We start from the raw sequence: 13,773 nt of genomic DNA, 5'->3' as shown, positions 1-13,773 counted from the left end.
AGCTGGCCCGCCAAAATGTCGAGAATGTCGCGGTATTCGGTGAGGATCTCCCACGCCTCGGTGTGGGCGGCCTCGATCAACTTGCGGATCTCGTCGTCGATATCGCGGGCGACCTCGTGTGAATAGTCCGCCTGAGTTCCCATGGTGCGGCCCAGGAACGGGTCGCCGTGCTCCGAACCGTATTTGACCGCACCCAGTTTGGAGCTCATCCCGAATTCGGTGACCATCGCGCGGGCGATCTTGGTCGCCTGCTCGATGTCGGACACCGCACCGGTCGTCGGCTCCCGGAAGACCAGCTCCTCGGCGGCGCGCCCGCCCATCGCGAACACCAGCTGAGCGATCATCTCCGAGCGGGTCCGCAGGCCCTTGTCTTCCTCCGGTACCGCCACCGCGTGACCGCCGGTGCGCCCACGAGCCAGGATGGTCACCTTGTAGATCGGCTCGATGTCGGGCATCGCCCAGGCGGCCAGCGTGTGCCCGCCCTCGTGGTAGGCGGTGATCTTCTTTTCCTGCTCGCTGATGATGCGGCCCTTGCGGCGCGGCCCACCGATCACCCGGTCGACCGCCTCCTCCAGCGCGGCGCTGGTGATGACGGTGCCGTTCTCGCGGGCGGTGAGCAGCGCGGCCTCGTTGATCACGTTGGCCAGGTCGGCGCCGGTCATGCCGACCGTGCGCTTGGCCAGCCCGGCGAGGTCGGCGTCCGGGCCGATCGGCTTGCCCTTGGAGTGCACTTCCAGCACCGCTTTGCGGCCCGCCAGGTCCGGGTTGGAGACCGGGATCTGCCGGTCGAAGCGGCCGGGACGCAGCAACGCGGGGTCCAGGATGTCGGGCCTGTTGGTGGCCGCGATCAGGATGACGCCCGCGCGCGGGTCGAACCCGTCCATCTCGACCAGCAACTGGTTCAGCGTCTGCTCGCGCTCGTCGTGGCCGCCGCCCAGGCCCGCGCCGCGCTGGCGGCCCACCGCGTCGATCTCGTCGACGAAGATGATGCACGGATTGTTCTGCTTGGCCTGCTCGAACAGGTCACGCACGCGGGACGCGCCCACGCCGACGAACATCTCGACGAAGTCGGAGCCCGAGATCGTGAAGAACGGAACCCCGGCCTCCCCGGCCACCGCGCGGGCCAGCAGCGTCTTACCGGTTCCCGGCGGGCCATAAAGCAGCACGCCCTTGGGGATTTTGGCGCCCAGCGCCTGGTAGCGGCCGGGGTTCTGCAGGAAGTCCTTGATCTCGTAGAGCTCCTCGACCGCCTCGTCGACGCCGGCGACGTCGGCGAAGGTGGTCTTGGGCATGTCCTTGGAGAGCTGTTTGGCGCGCGACTTGCCGAATCCGAAGCCCATCCGGGCGCCGCCCTGCATGCGGGAGAACATCACGAACAGCCCGACCAGCAGCAGCAACGGCAGCACGTAGACCAGCAACTCGCCCAGGATGCTGCCCTGGTTCACGACGGTGCTGACCTTGGCGTTCTTGGCGCTCAGCGCGTTGAACAGGTCCACCGCGTAGCCGCTCGGGAACTTGGTGATGACCTTGTCCGAATTGTCGGTGTCGCCATTGCCCTTCTTCAGGGTCAATCGCAGTTGCTGTTCGCGGTCGTCGATTTGCGCGCTCTTGACGTTGTCGCCGTTGATCTGGGACATCGCCACGGAGGTGTCGACGGGCTTATAGCCGCGGGTGTCGTCGCTGAAGTAGAAGAACGACCAACCGAGCAGCACCACGACAGCGATTGCCGTGATGGTGCGAATCACGTTTTTCCGGTTCATCAATCATCGGCCTTGCCGGCCAGGTCCTTCCCCGATATACACGCAGCTGGAAAAGTCCAGGCTACCGCTAGCGGAGATCGCCAGCTCCGGCAGAGCCGGGGCGCCGCGGGTCTCCGCCATCGTGCCTAGCGGAGATCGCCAGCTCCGGCAGAGCCGGGGCGCCGCGGGTCTTCGCCGTCCTGTTCAGTTAACGACCGGCAGTTCCCCACTACTCGTAGTAGCGGGCCTCGACGACGTTGCCGTCCGGATCGGCGAAGTAGTACCCCTGCGGCGCCCAGCCCCGGGCGCCGAAGCTCTGGTTCAGCCGCGCGCCGGTATCCACGCCCTCGGCCTGCAGTCGCCGGTCCAGCGCGTCGTATTCGGCCTTCGACAGCGCCAGGCAGACGTGGTTGACCGGGTGCCCGGCGCTGCCCTCGATGCGGGTCAGAGCCTCGGTGGCCGAGACGCTTTCGGCCGGCATCAAGTCGATGATCGAGTCCGCGCAGATCCGCACGCTCGGAAACGGCGCCTCGCCGGCCTCGAATTCGTCGAACCGGACGGGCTCGAGCCCGACCACGCGGGTGTAGAAGTCCATCGAGATCGGCGGGCTTTTCGTCCAGAGCACCACATGGTCGAGTCGCATCGAGTCGAGTATTCCCGGCTTTCGGCCCGTCGGACCGCGATTCGGCTAAGCCGAACCGGTTCGGGGCCTTCTCAGCCAGCAACCATTGTGCTTTGGTGGGACGGTGCCCCCAACCGAACGGTTAGTAGATACCAATGGTGTGCGGCTACGGGTAATCGAAGCGGGCGAACGTGGCGCACCGGTGGTGCTCCTGGCGCACGGCTTCCCCGAACTGGCCTACTCCTGGCGCCACCAGATATCCGTCCTCGCCGATGCCGGCTATCACGTGCTGGCGCCCGATCAGCGCGGCTACGGCGGTTCGGATCGTCCGGACGGCGTCGACGCCTACGACATCCATCACTTGACGGCCGATCTGGTCGGCCTGCTCGACGACGTCGGCGCGCAGCGCGCCGTGTGGGTCGGGCACGACTGGGGCGCCGCCGTGGTGTGGAACGCCCCGCTGCTGCATCCGGATCGGGTGGCGGCCGTCGCCGCGCTGAGCGTGCCGGTGACGCCGCGCCCGCACGTGGCGCCGACGAAGGCGTGGCGCAAGATGTTCGGCGAGAACTTCTTCTACATCCTGTACTTCCAGGAGCCCGGTATCGCCGACGCCGAATTGAACGCCGATCCCGCCCGGGTGATCCGTCGCATGATCGGCAGCCTGCGGACCGACGGCAAGGATGCGCTGGTGCGGATGGCCACCCCCGGTCCGGAAGGCTTCGTCGACCGCCTTCCCGAGCCGGACGGACTGCCGGACTGGATAACCCAGGACGAACTGGACCACTACATCGCCGAGTTCTCCCGCACCGGCTTCACGGGCGGGCTGAACTGGTACCGCAATTTCGACCGCAACTGGGAGACCACCCCCGAACTCGACGGGGTGAAGATCCCGGTCCCCTGCTTGTTCATCGGCGGGACGGCCGATCCCGTTCTGTCCTTCACCAGCACCGACCGCGCGGCCGACGCGATCTCCGGTCCGTACCGAGAGGTGATGATCGATGGCGCCGGGCATTGGCTGCAGCAGGAGCGCCCCGACGAGGTGAATGCGGCCTTGCTGGAATTCCTCAACGGATTGGAGCTGCAATGAGCGCGCCCCTGCGTTTTGGAGTATTTATCACGCCGTTTCACCCCGTCGGCCAATCTCCCACGGTGGCACTGGAATACGACATGGAACGGGTCGTCGCGCTGGACCGCCTCGGCTTCGACGAGGCCTGGTTCGGCGAGCATCATTCCGGCGGCTACGAACTGATCGCCTGCCCGGAGGTGTTCATCGCCGCGGCTGCCGAGCGGACCAAACACATCCGGCTGGGCACCGGCGTGGTGTCGCTGCCCTACCACCATCCGCTCATGGTGGCCGATCGCTGGGTGCTGCTGGACCACCTGACCCGCGGCCGGGTGATGTTCGGGACTGGGCCGGGCGCCCTGCCCTCGGACGCCTACATGATGGGCATCGACCCGATCGAGCAGCGCCGGATGATGCAGGAGTCGCTCGAGGCGATCCTGGCGCTGTTCCGCGCGGCACCCACCGAACGCATCGACCGGCACTCGGACTGGTTCACCCTGCGCGACGCGCAATTGCACATCCGGCCCTACACCTGGCCCTACCCCGAAATATCCACGGCCGCAATGATTTCGCCGTCGGGACCGCGGCTGGCCGGCGCGCTCGGCACTTCGCTGCTGTCGCTGTCGATGTCGGTGCCCGGCGGCTACGCGGCGCTGGAGACCACCTGGGACGTGGTCCGCGAACAGGCCGCGAAGGCCGGCCGGGACGAGCCGGACCGCGCCGACTGGCGCGTCCTGAGCATCATGCACATCGCGGACAGCCGCGAGCAGGCCATCGACGACTGCACCTACGGGTTACAGGATTTCGCGAACTACTTCGGCGCCGCCGGATTCGTGCCGCTGGCCAACAGCGTAGAAGGCACCCAGACGCCGCACGAGTTCGTCGCCGACTACGCGGCCAAGGGCAACTGCTGCATCGGCACCCCGGAGGACGCCATCGCTCACATCGAGGACCTGCTCGACCGCTCCGGCGGCTTCGGCACGCTGCTGATGCTCGGCCACGACTGGGCATCGCCGCAGGCGACGTACCACAGCTATGACCTGATGGCGCGCAAGGTGATTGCGCATTTCAAACGACAGCTCGAGGCGTCGCGGTCGTCACACGACTGGGCGAAGGCCAAGCGTGACCAGTTGATCGGCCGGGCGGGCGAGGCCGTAGTCAAGGCCATCACCGAACACGTCGACGAGCAGAAAGACGCGGTGCACTGATGCGCGCGGCAGTGTTGCGAGACGGCCGCATGGTCTATCGGGACGACGTGCCCGACCCGATACCGGAGACCGGTCAGGTACTGGTCGGCGTGCGGGCCTGCGGAATCTGCGGCTCCGACCTGCATTTCGCCGCCCACGGCGCCCAAGTGCTGGAAATGAGCGACCGGGTGGCCGGCGGCACGGGCGGCATGCACGTGGACCTGAGCCACGACATCTTCATGGGTCACGAGTTCAGCGCCGAAATACTCGAAGCCGGGCCGGACACCGAGACCCATCCGCCGGGCACCATGGTGACGTCATTGCCGGTGCTGTTGTCCGCCAAGGGCGTCGAACCGATCGTCTACAGCAACAGCACCATCGGCGGCTACGCCGAACGGATGCTGCTCTCGGCGCCGCTGCTGCTGCCGATCCCGAACGGGCTGGACCTCAAGCACGCCGCGCTCACCGAACCGATGGCGGTGGGGCTGCACGCGGTCAACAAGTCCAACATCGCGCCCGGTGAGACGGCCCTGGTGCTCGGCTGCGGCCCGATCGGGATCGCCATTATCGCCGCGCTTCGGGCCAAAGGTGTCGAAACCATTGTGGCGTCGGACTTTTCGCCCAAGCGGCGCGAGCTGGCCACCGCGATGGGCGCCCACCAGACGCTGGATCCGGCGCAGGGTTCACCCTTCGACACCGTCAAGCCCGCGGTGGTGTTCGAGGCGGTCGGTGTGCCCGGCATCATCGACGACGTGCTGCTGCGGGCGCGGCCCGGTACCCGCCTGGTGGTGGCCGGCGTGTGCATGCAACCCGACACCGTGCACCCGTTCTTCGCGATCGCCAAAGAGATCAACGTGCAATTCGTGCTCGCCTACACCCCCGACGAGTTCGCCGATTCGCTGCGCGCCCTGGCCGAGGGCGACATCGACGTCAGCCCGCTGATCACCGGCGAGGTCGGCCTCGACGGGGTGGGCGCGGCATTCGACGACCTGGCCGACCCCGAGCGGCACTGCAAGATCCTCGTCACGCCCTAAGGCTTGTCGGGGGCCCGGCTATAATCGAACGTATGTTCGAGTTACCGACGGACCCCGCCGCGTTGGTGGAGGTGATCGAGTCCATCCATCGGGAGGAATCGATGCTGGTGGCCCGTCGCCTGGCGGCGGTGGCGGCGTTGCTTCGCCACCGGGTGGCCACCGCCGCGCGGCCGGACCGGGAATACGCGGAGATCGACGGCTTCGAGCAGACCGCCGCCGAGGTCGCAGCCGCGATGAACCTCTCGCCCGCGGGAGCCGGCTACCTGGTGTCATATGCGGAGGCGCTCGACATCAGGCTGCCCAGGGTCGCGGCCCTGCTGGCCGAAGGCCGAACGGATTGGCGCACAGTGCGATTGATCATCACCCGCACCGACCTGGTCACCGACGGGCAAGCACTGGCCAAGCTCGACCTATCGCTGGCCGGCCGCATCGGCAACTGGCATGGCTGGTCGCGGCAGCGGATCGTCAACGCGGTAGACGCCGCCGTGCGCGCCTGCGATCCCGACGCGGCCCGTGAGCGCCGCCTCGCCGCCGAGGACGACCGCCACGTCGCAATCCGTGCCAAAGGGGACGGGATGGCCGAGATCTACGGCTCGGTCGCCGCGACCGCGGCGGCCGCCTTCGACCGCCGGCTCGCACAGCTCGCCAAGCAGGTGTGTGCGGCCGACCCCCGGACATTCGATCAGCGCCGGGCCGACGCGCTGGCGGCATTGAGCGAGGGCCGCGGATTGACTTGCGCCTGCGAGCAACCGGAGTGTCCGGCCCGTGCGGGCGCTCACGATGCTGATGCCGATCGGACCGGGGCGCGGGTGGTCATCAACGTAGTGGCCAGCGAAGAGACCGTGAACGCCGACGGCGCCTTGCCCGGTTATCTGGAGGGCTACGGCGTCATCGACGCCGAGCAGGTACGCCAATTGGCCGCCGCCGCATCGATGCTCATCGCCAATCCGCTGACCAGTCCGGTCGAGGCACTGCGTTATCAACCGTCCGCCGCATTGGAGCGGGCCGTCCGGTGCCGCGACCTCACCTGCCGGTTCCCGGGATGCAGCCGGCCGGCAATGGCGTGCGACCTCGACCACACCGTCCCCTTCAACCACCAAGATCCGACGGCGGGCGGCCGGACCACCGCGGAAAATCTGAAATGCCTGTGCCGCCAACATCATCGACTCAAAACCTTCGGCGGCTGGCATGACGAGCAACTTGCCGACGGCACCGTGGTGTGGACGTCGCCGAGCGGCCGAATTTACCGGACCTCGCCCACCGGGGCCGACCTGTTCCCACAGCCGCGTGGTCCGGCATGCGCCGCGCCCGCGCCCAGGAGGCGCAGCGTGTCACTGCAGCGAAGCGCGCGAATTGCATACGCTCGCAAGCACAACCGCGAGACCCGGCCGATCAATGAAGCTCGATCGCGGCTAGCACGGGCCCGTGCAGATGAAATCGCGTCGCGCAAGTTCCGAAACCACATGCGCGACATGCTGGTGCTGTTCAAGGGCACGCCTAGCACCAGCCCGTTCTGCACCTGGGTGAACGATCCCCGAGAACCGGAGGAACTGCCGAGCGATTGGGTGCCCGACGAGCCAACGCTGCAACCCTTACCGGACGACCCGCCCTTCTGATTCATCCCAAGCTTTTCGACTTCAGATCAGCCGCCCGCCGGGGGTTGTGCGATGACGGTGGGCTTGAAGCCGTATCGGGGCGCCACAAGGTGGGCCGCGGCGCCGCGCCCGGCCCCGCCGGTGGGAACCATCGGCACGCCACCCACCGCATTGGTGGCACGTTCAACGGCCCCCGCGGCGGTGGCGCCATTGAGCGCCACGGCGACCGAGGGCGTCGACGGGGCCGCGCTCGCCCAGGCCGCCGGGACCGACAATCCACCGACCGACGCCGCCTTGCCGACTGCTCCGCCGATCGCGCCCATCGAGCCCAGCCCCGCGCCCGAAACGGCCGCGGGGACAGCCGCTTCCGCGGCTTTGGAAGCCCCCTCGGCTGCGGACTTCGCGGCCGGCATGAAGCCCTGCGCGAGGCTCTGGATGTCTTTGAACGAGGTGGTGAAAAGCCGCGTCGGCGAAATCAACCGGATGAACGCGTCGAACGGCGTGCTGGCATCCAACGTTTGCGATCCGGTCAGGCCCTCCAACAGATCACCCAACGGGCCGCTCACCACCAGGCCATCACCTTCGGGGTTGAGGCTGATCCCGCCCAGGGAGAACGCGGGGTTGTTCGTTGCTTGGGCCACCGCCGCGGCCTGACCGGCGGTCCCGGTGGGATTGGTCGCTTGGGCCACCGCCGCGGCCTGAGAGGCCGCGCCGGCCGGGTTGGTCGCGGGTTCGGCCGGCTCGAACGGCGGCAACGTCGACGCGGCGGCCGACGTTCCGGCGTATCCGTACATCGCGGCGGCGTCTTGCGCCCACATCTCACCGTATTGGGCCTCGGTGGCCGCAATGGCCGGGATGTTCTGGCCGAGGAAGTTCGTCGCCAGCAACTCCGTCAGCAACGCCCGGTTCGCCGCGATCACCGGCGGTGGCACCGTCGCGGCGAACGCCGCCTCGTAAGCGCCCGCCGCCGCTACCGCCTGAGCGGCAACGTGTTCGGCGCGATCGACCGTGTCGCGCAACCACGCCACCTGCGGAAGTACCGCCGTCAGCATGGACGCGGCGGCCGGCCCCTGCCAAGGTCCGTCCGTGAGGCCCGCGATCACCGCCGCGTAGGCGGAAGCCGCGGAATGCAGCTCAGCGGCCAGGCCGTCCCAGGCCGCCGCGACCGCCAGCAGCGGACCTGAGCCGGGTCCCGAGTACATCAACGCGGAGTTGATCTCGGGCGGCAACTGCGCAAAATCGAGCATCGCGGGCTCGCCTAACCGACCGCAGCGGTGTTGGCGATCTCCGTGGCGGCGTACGAACCGGCACTGATGCCGAGCATCGTCGCCAGCTGCTCACGAATCACCGCGGCCTGCGCGCTGATTTCCTGGAACAGCTGGCCGTGCCGGGAGAACTGTTGCGCGGTCAATATCGAGACCGCGTCGGCCGCGGCGGGAGCCACACTGGTCGTGGGAACCGCCACCGCCGAACTTCCCTCCCGCACGGCCGCATTGATCCGGTTCAGCTCGCGGGAAGCCGCATCCAGTATTTCCGGCTGCGCCATCAGAAAAGACATGACTTCTCAAAACCCTTTCACATCAATAGTTCTCGGGCACTCGTCCAGGTGCCGAGTCGGACGCCTGGCCACGTTAGGTCAGTCGTGTCTCGAGATGACAGCCCCCGAGGCGCTAATTCACGGCCGGGACGAAAACTGTTCACTTAGCTGATCTGGAATGCTGCGACTTTTGCAATCCATATGAAAGTCGTTGTGTGAACACATATTTGAGGCCATATATGAACTCATATGAGACCTCTGTGCCGCCCGCCCGGGTTTGCCCGCGACGCACGAGACGGCTCCGCCCGGGCGTGGCCGAGCCTGGGTGCGGCGCCACCAGGAGACCTACGCCCTGGATACGCACGAGCAGCTGCACGCAATATCGGGCTATGAGCAACACAACGTCAGCCTGGTCGGCCAGCACTAACCAAGCAGCACCTTGATGCGGGGACTAATCGACTCTCCGGTTCGGCTCACCTAGCATGCGGGCACACCAAACCCTTCCCGGCGCAGTGCGATTGACCGCCCTGGGCGTGGGCTTCCTGGTGGGGCCGGTCGCAACGCCCGCCCTGCTGTGGCTGACTTTGGTCCTGGACCTGCCGCTGGTGCTGATAATCGTCCTGCTCATCGTCATGGTGCTCATGTCAAACGGACTGTCGCACCTCATCATTCGCGTATGCGGGCTGAACGAAGCCGGTGGCTTCGGCCGAAACGCCGACAACGCCGCGGCGTAAATCGCGCCCACCGACCGCGGCCCGGACGCTAGGGTGCCAGGCATGCCGGTCGCACCGAATGCCTCGAGGTTTGTCCGCCGATCGATCGCCGCGGTCGCGGCCGGCCTGACCATCGCCGCGGTGTCGGCGTGCGACAAGCACAACGCGCCACAGCCCGGGGCCAACCCCCGTCAGGTCACGGTCGTCGGCACCGGCCAGGTCCAGGGCGTCCCGGACACGCTGACCGCCGACGTGGGCATCGAATTCACCGCACCCGACGTCACCACCGCGATGAACCAGACCAACGACCGGCAACAGGCGGTGATCAACGCACTGACCGCCGCCGGCATCGACCGTAAGGACATCAGCACCACCGAGGTCGCCCTGTCCCCCGAATACAACAACCCGGAGCCCAGCAGCACCGCCGCCATCACCGCCTACCGCGCCACCAACGCCATCGCCGTCAAGATCCACCCGGCTGACGCCGCGTCGCGGCTGCTGGCCCTCATCGTCGGCACCGGCGGCGATGCCACCCGGATCAAGTCGGTTCGTTATTCCATCGCCGACGATTCGCAACTGGTGAAGGATGCCCGGTCGCGCGCGTTCAACGACGCCAAGAACCGCGCCGAGCAGTACGCCCAGCTGTCCGGGCTTCGGCTGGGCCGGGTGCTGTCCATCTCGGAGGCCACCGGTGCCACCCCACCGCCGGTCGGGGCGCCGCGCGCCATGCCGTCCATGGTTCCGCTGGAGCCCGGCCAGCAGACCGTGAACTTCTCGGTGACCGCGGTGTGGGAGTTGGACTAGCGGCGGTCGCGGCTACTGCTGGTAGACCCTGGGGTCCAGCGTGCCGATGTAGGACAGGTCCCGGTAGCGCTCGTCGTAGTCGAGGCCGTAGCCCACGACGAAGTCGTTGGGGATGTCGAAACCCACGTAGGCGATGTCCACGTGCGCGCCCTGCGCGTCGGGCTTGCGCAGCAGCGTGCACACCCGAAGCGACCGCGGGTGCCGCGTCTTGAGGTTGCGCAACAGCCAGGACAGGGTGAGTCCCGAGTCCACGACGTCCTCGACGATCAGCACGTCGCGGCCCTCGATATCGCGGTCCAGGTCCTTGAGGATCCGCACCACCCCCGAGGAGGACGTCGACGACCCGTACGAGCTGACGGCCATGAATTCGAACTGGGTGGGCAGCGGGATCGCGCGGGCCAGGTCGGTGACAAAGATCACAGCGCCCTTGAGCACCGTGATCAGTAGCAGGTCCTGACCGGTCTGCGTCGCGGCGTCGCGGTAGCTCTCGCCGATTTCGTGGCCGAGTTCGGCGATTCGCGCCTGAATTTGCGCCGACGTAAGCAGGACAGACTTGATATCCCCGGGGTAAAGCTCCGCGGGCTGAGCGGGGGTGATCGCCGAGGAGATCTGGGCCACGCCCACAGAGTGCCACGACGGCGGGCGAATAACCAACGGCAGCCCCGACATTGCGGTTAACGGACCGGCTCGCGCCACAGCGTCAGCAGGCCGTCGCGGCGGCCCGCGAACAATCTCTCGCCAGGCGACGACGACCCCACCGCCACCCCACCCTGCCCGCGCCAGCGGGTGACCAGGCCGTCGACCGCCCGGATTTGCTTGTCGGTCAGGCCGGTTGCGCCGCCGGCCAGCAGCCACGCCCGGATCACCCGGCGCCGCACGGGGGCGTCCAGCGCCGCCAGCGCCTGCACCCGCAGGCCGGCGTCCGCGCGGGCCCCGGGCAGCGCCCGGGCGGCCAGCGTGTCGAGCAGCTCGGAGTCCTCCCGCAACGCGGTCGCGGTGCGGGCCAGCGCCTCGGCCACGCCGCCGCCTAGCACGTCTTCCAGCAGCGGCAGCACCTCGGTGCGCAGCCGGGTCCGAGTGAAGCGGCGGTCGGTGTTGTGCGGATCCTGCCAGGGCGTCAGGCCCAGCTCCCGGCACGCGGCGTGCGTCACCGCCCGGCGCACCGCCAACAGGGGCCGGCACCACGGCGGATCGTAGGGACGCATCCCGGCGATCGAGCGCACCCCGGATCCGCGGCCCAGGCCCAGCAACACCGTCTCGGCTTGGTCGTCGAGCGTGTGACCCAGCAGCACCGGGCCGCTGTGCTGGGCGCTCAACGCGGCGTAGCGGGCGGCGCGCGCCGCCGCCTCGGGACCGCCAAGGTTGCCCACCCGGACCCGAACCACTTGGGCCGCAACGCATCCCAATGCCAGGGCCTGAGCCCGCGCGGTGGCGGCGACGGCGGCCGAGTCGGGTTGCAGCCCGTGGTCGACGACCACCGCCGTGGTGGGCCGCAGCCGGGCGGCCACGGCGGTGAGGGCCAGGGAATCGGGTCCGCCGGACAGCGCCACGCACCACAGATCGTCGGTGGCGAGGTGGGTCTTGGCGAACGCCTCGACAGCCGCGCGCAGCTGTTCTACAGCACCCTGTCGATCCATCGCTGGGGTTCTTCGATCTCGATGGGCAGCGGGAGCGTCTCGGGGCCGGTCCAGATGGCGTTGAACCGGGCCATGCCCACCTGGCCCACCACGTGGTCGACGAACGCCTTGCCGCGGGTGTACTGGCTGAGCTTGGCGTCGAGTCCCAGCAGCGCGCGCAACAACCGCTGCAGTGGCGGTTGCTTGCGGTGGCGGCGCTCGTCGAACCGGCGGCGGATGGTGGCCACCGACGGCACCGCCATCGGCCCGACGGCGTCCATGACGTGGTCGGCGTGGCCCTCCAGCAGGGTGCCCAGCACCAGCAGCCGGTCCAGCGCCTGCCGTTGCGGTTCGGACTGCACCGCGCGCACCAGGCCGAGGATCCCCGCCGAGTTGGTGTCGGATTCCGGGGCCCCGCTGCCGCGGTTGCGGGCGTATTCGGCCAGCCGGCCGATCACCTGCCCCATGTCCTCCCCGGCGTCGCGGGTCAACAGGCCCAGCGCTTGCGACATGTAATCGGGCAGCCACGGGTTGGCGGTGAACTGCACGCGATGGGTCACCTCGTGCAGGCACACCCACAGCCGGAAGTCGGACGGCTCGATGCGAAGCTGCCGCTCGACGGCGAGGACGTTGGGATACACCAGCAGCAGACAGCCGGTCCGGGCGCCGTCAGCGGCGGCGAACGGGTCGTATTGGCCGAGGATTCCCGAGGAGACGTAAGCCAGGACGGCGCCCGTCTGCGCGCCGGTGACGCGGCCGGTGAAAAAGCCCCGCGGCTTCTCGGCGCCGTTCATCATCACCCGCATCGACTCGGTGGCCGCGGCGATCCAATCGGGGCGGTCGACGATGCGGGCGGCCGGCACATGGCCCCTGTCAAAGCCGTCGGTGATCAGGCCGGTGACGTCACGCACCAACGGTTCGGCCTTGACCGACGAGGTGGCGAGTTCGTCGATCACCTGGCGGCGGGTGTAGTCGCTGGACGGCGGGCCGGGCCTGGCCAGCCGCCGACCCACCGTGGCCGCGAATCGCCAGTCGACCGCGGTGCCCAGCGTCAGCTCCGACGCCGGCGTCATGAGCACCCACAGGACCACAGCCGGGTCGCCAGCGCGTCCATCACGTTGCGGCCGTTCGGGCCGGCGTTGTTGGAGATGAACGCGAAGGTGAGCACCCGGCCGCTGCGGTCGGTGAGCACCCCGGCCAGCGCGTTGATGCCGGTCAGGGAGCCGGTTTTGGCCCGCAGCCAGCCCGCCGGCCCCTGGGCCGTGGAGGCGTCGGTGAAGCGATCGGCCAGCGTCCCGCTACCGGCGGCGATGGGGAGCAGGTCCAGCAGCGCCCGCAGCGACGGCTGGTCGGGCCCGGCCGCCGCCTGCAGCACGCCGTCGAGCGTCTTGGCCGTCAACCGGTCGTCGACCGAGAGTCCACTGGAATCCAGCAGCACCACGCCCGTGGTGTCGACGTGGGCGGTGGTCAGCCGGTTGGTCACCGCGTCGGCTGCGCCGGCGAAGCTGCGCGGCCGGTTGATCGCAGCCGCCACCTCGCGGGCGATGCTCTCGGCCAGCACGTTGTCGGAGTGGTCCATCATCTCGGACAGCCGCTGGACCAGCGGCGCCGACTGCACCACCGCCAGCTGCCGGGCTCCCGACGGCGCGGTGGCGATCGTCACCGCGTTGGGGTCCAGGCCCAGCGCCTTGGCCAGCTCCCGGCCGGCGTCCAGGGCCGGGGTGCGGGACCGCCGCGAGTTGACCGTGCTCGGCTGGATGCGTCCGGCGTCGATCATCACCGACTCGATCGGCGCGGATCAGCGACCTCGTCGAGCAGATCCGGCGCAGCGGCGTGACGCCGACCGCGGTGCAGGTGGGCACC

Annotated in this window: 13 protein-coding genes and 2 pseudogenes; 7 read left to right on the top strand and 8 right to left on the bottom strand. The window is 68.7% G+C overall.

What is annotated here, in order from left to right; genetic code table 11:
• Positions 1 to 1,760 (bottom strand): ATP-dependent zinc metalloprotease FtsH (gene ftsH, locus A5624_RS14495; RefSeq protein ID WP_066867262.1); only part of this gene is annotated, 1,760 nt, incomplete at its 3' end.
• A 208-nt stretch (positions 1,761 to 1,968) separates the two neighbouring features.
• Positions 1,969 to 2,382 carry a VOC family protein gene (locus A5624_RS14490; protein ID WP_066867260.1) on the bottom strand — a complete coding sequence of 138 codons (414 nt, stop codon included), beginning with the start codon at positions 2,380 to 2,382 and terminating at the stop codon, positions 1,969 to 1,971.
• 103 nt (positions 2,383 to 2,485) lie between these two features.
• On the opposite strand from A5624_RS14490, the gene A5624_RS14485 reads away from it, so the two are divergent.
• The 4 genes from A5624_RS14485 to A5624_RS14470 are packed head-to-tail and all read left to right on the top strand — an operon-like array spanning position 2,486 to position 7,261.
• Complete coding sequence (locus A5624_RS14485; RefSeq protein ID WP_197499435.1) at positions 2,486 to 3,448, top strand: alpha/beta fold hydrolase; 963 nt, start codon at positions 2,486 to 2,488, stop codon at positions 3,446 to 3,448.
• Entirely contained in the window at positions 3,445 to 4,632 is a 1,188-nt protein-coding gene (locus A5624_RS14480; protein WP_066867256.1) for an LLM class flavin-dependent oxidoreductase, read from the top strand. The genes A5624_RS14485 and A5624_RS14480 overlap by 4 nt, the downstream gene beginning before the upstream one ends.
• A complete protein-coding gene (locus A5624_RS14475) occupies positions 4,632 to 5,645 on the top strand; it encodes a zinc-binding dehydrogenase (RefSeq protein WP_066867254.1) in 1,014 nt (337 codons plus the stop codon). Before A5624_RS14480 ends, A5624_RS14475 begins: the two co-directional genes overlap by 1 nt.
• 32 nt (positions 5,646 to 5,677) lie before the next feature.
• Positions 5,678 to 7,261, top strand: a complete 1,584-nt coding sequence (locus A5624_RS14470) for an HNH endonuclease signature motif containing protein (protein WP_066867252.1) — start codon at positions 5,678 to 5,680, stop codon at positions 7,259 to 7,261.
• A 26-nt stretch (positions 7,262 to 7,287) separates the two neighbouring features.
• Here the strand turns inward: A5624_RS14470 and A5624_RS14465 are convergent, their stop codons facing one another.
• Complete coding sequence (locus tag A5624_RS14465) at positions 7,288 to 8,487, bottom strand: PPE family protein (RefSeq protein WP_066867250.1); 1,200 nt, start codon at positions 8,485 to 8,487, stop codon at positions 7,288 to 7,290.
• 11 nt (positions 8,488 to 8,498) lie between these two features.
• On the bottom strand, positions 8,499 to 8,798 hold the full coding sequence (locus A5624_RS14460) for a PE family protein (RefSeq protein WP_066867248.1): 300 nt from the start codon (positions 8,796 to 8,798) through the stop codon (positions 8,499 to 8,501).
• 461 nt (positions 8,799 to 9,259) lie between these two features.
• Here A5624_RS14460 and A5624_RS14455 point away from each other — a divergent pair, with 461 nt between their 5' ends.
• Complete coding sequence (locus A5624_RS14455; RefSeq protein WP_197518967.1) at positions 9,260 to 9,511, top strand: hypothetical protein; 252 nt, start codon at positions 9,260 to 9,262, stop codon at positions 9,509 to 9,511.
• Positions 9,512 to 9,553: 42 nt separating this feature from the next.
• Positions 9,554 to 10,294, top strand: a complete 741-nt coding sequence (locus tag A5624_RS14450) for an SIMPL domain-containing protein (RefSeq protein WP_066867246.1) — start codon at positions 9,554 to 9,556, stop codon at positions 10,292 to 10,294.
• 12 nt (positions 10,295 to 10,306) lie between these two features.
• Here A5624_RS14450 and hpt read toward each other — a convergent pair whose 3' ends face one another.
• From hpt to dacB, 4 genes and pseudogenes are all read right to left on the bottom strand, one after another.
• Positions 10,307 to 10,918: a hypoxanthine phosphoribosyltransferase gene (gene hpt, locus A5624_RS14445; RefSeq protein ID WP_066867244.1), complete on the bottom strand. Its 612-nt coding sequence runs from the start codon at positions 10,916 to 10,918 to the stop codon at positions 10,307 to 10,309.
• A gap of 50 nt (positions 10,919 to 10,968) precedes the next feature.
• Positions 10,969 to 11,931, bottom strand: a complete 963-nt coding sequence (tilS, locus tag A5624_RS14440) for a tRNA lysidine(34) synthetase TilS (RefSeq protein ID WP_066867240.1) — start codon at positions 11,929 to 11,931, stop codon at positions 10,969 to 10,971.
• Positions 11,910 to 12,983 (bottom strand): zinc-dependent metalloprotease, encoded by a 1,074-nt coding sequence (locus A5624_RS14435; RefSeq protein WP_066867265.1) that lies wholly within the window; start codon positions 12,981 to 12,983, stop codon positions 11,910 to 11,912. The genes tilS and A5624_RS14435 overlap by 22 nt, the downstream gene beginning before the upstream one ends.
• A pseudogene (dacB, locus tag A5624_RS14430) lies at positions 12,980 to 13,705 on the bottom strand (D-alanyl-D-alanine carboxypeptidase/D-alanyl-D-alanine-endopeptidase); the annotation flags it as partial. The gene A5624_RS14435 and the pseudogene dacB, both read right to left, overlap by 4 nt.
• On the opposite strand from dacB, the pseudogene A5624_RS29510 reads away from it, so the two are divergent.
• A pseudogene (locus tag A5624_RS29510) lies at positions 13,699 to 13,773 on the top strand (hypothetical protein); the annotation flags it as partial. The pseudogenes dacB and A5624_RS29510 sit on opposite strands and share 7 nt — an antisense overlap.

The organism is Mycobacterium sp. 1482292.6, assembly GCF_001672995.1.
Lineage (GTDB): Bacteria > Actinomycetota > Actinomycetes > Mycobacteriales > Mycobacteriaceae > Mycobacterium > Mycobacterium europaeum_A.
The sequence above is the reverse complement of the archived record's forward strand: the minus strand, read 5'-3'. Positions and strand labels throughout refer to the sequence as shown.

What these genes read in the sequence shown, in the direction of transcription:
- A5624_RS14490 (WP_066867260.1), bottom strand. Translation starts at nt 2,382, where the DNA reads ATGCGACTCGACCATGTGGTGCTCTGGACGAAAAGCCCGCCGATCTCG.
- A5624_RS14480 (WP_066867256.1), top strand. Translation starts at nt 3,445, where the DNA reads ATGAGCGCGCCCCTGCGTTTTGGAGTATTTATCACGCCGTTTCACCCC.
- A5624_RS14475 (WP_066867254.1), top strand. Translation starts at nt 4,632, where the DNA reads ATGCGCGCGGCAGTGTTGCGAGACGGCCGCATGGTCTATCGGGACGAC.
- A5624_RS14470 (WP_066867252.1), top strand. Translation starts at nt 5,678, where the DNA reads ATGTTCGAGTTACCGACGGACCCCGCCGCGTTGGTGGAGGTGATCGAG.
- A5624_RS14465 (WP_066867250.1), bottom strand. Translation starts at nt 8,487, where the DNA reads ATGCTCGATTTTGCGCAGTTGCCGCCCGAGATCAACTCCGCGTTGATG.
- A5624_RS14460 (WP_066867248.1), bottom strand. Translation starts at nt 8,798, where the DNA reads ATGTCTTTTCTGATGGCGCAGCCGGAAATACTGGATGCGGCTTCCCGC.
- A5624_RS14455 (WP_197518967.1), top strand. Translation starts at nt 9,260, where the DNA reads ATGCGGGCACACCAAACCCTTCCCGGCGCAGTGCGATTGACCGCCCTG.
- A5624_RS14450 (WP_066867246.1), top strand. Translation starts at nt 9,554, where the DNA reads ATGCCGGTCGCACCGAATGCCTCGAGGTTTGTCCGCCGATCGATCGCC.
- tilS (WP_066867240.1), bottom strand. Translation starts at nt 11,931, where the DNA reads ATGGATCGACAGGGTGCTGTAGAACAGCTGCGCGCGGCTGTCGAGGCG.
- A5624_RS14435 (WP_066867265.1), bottom strand. Translation starts at nt 12,983, where the DNA reads ATGACGCCGGCGTCGGAGCTGACGCTGGGCACCGCGGTCGACTGGCGA.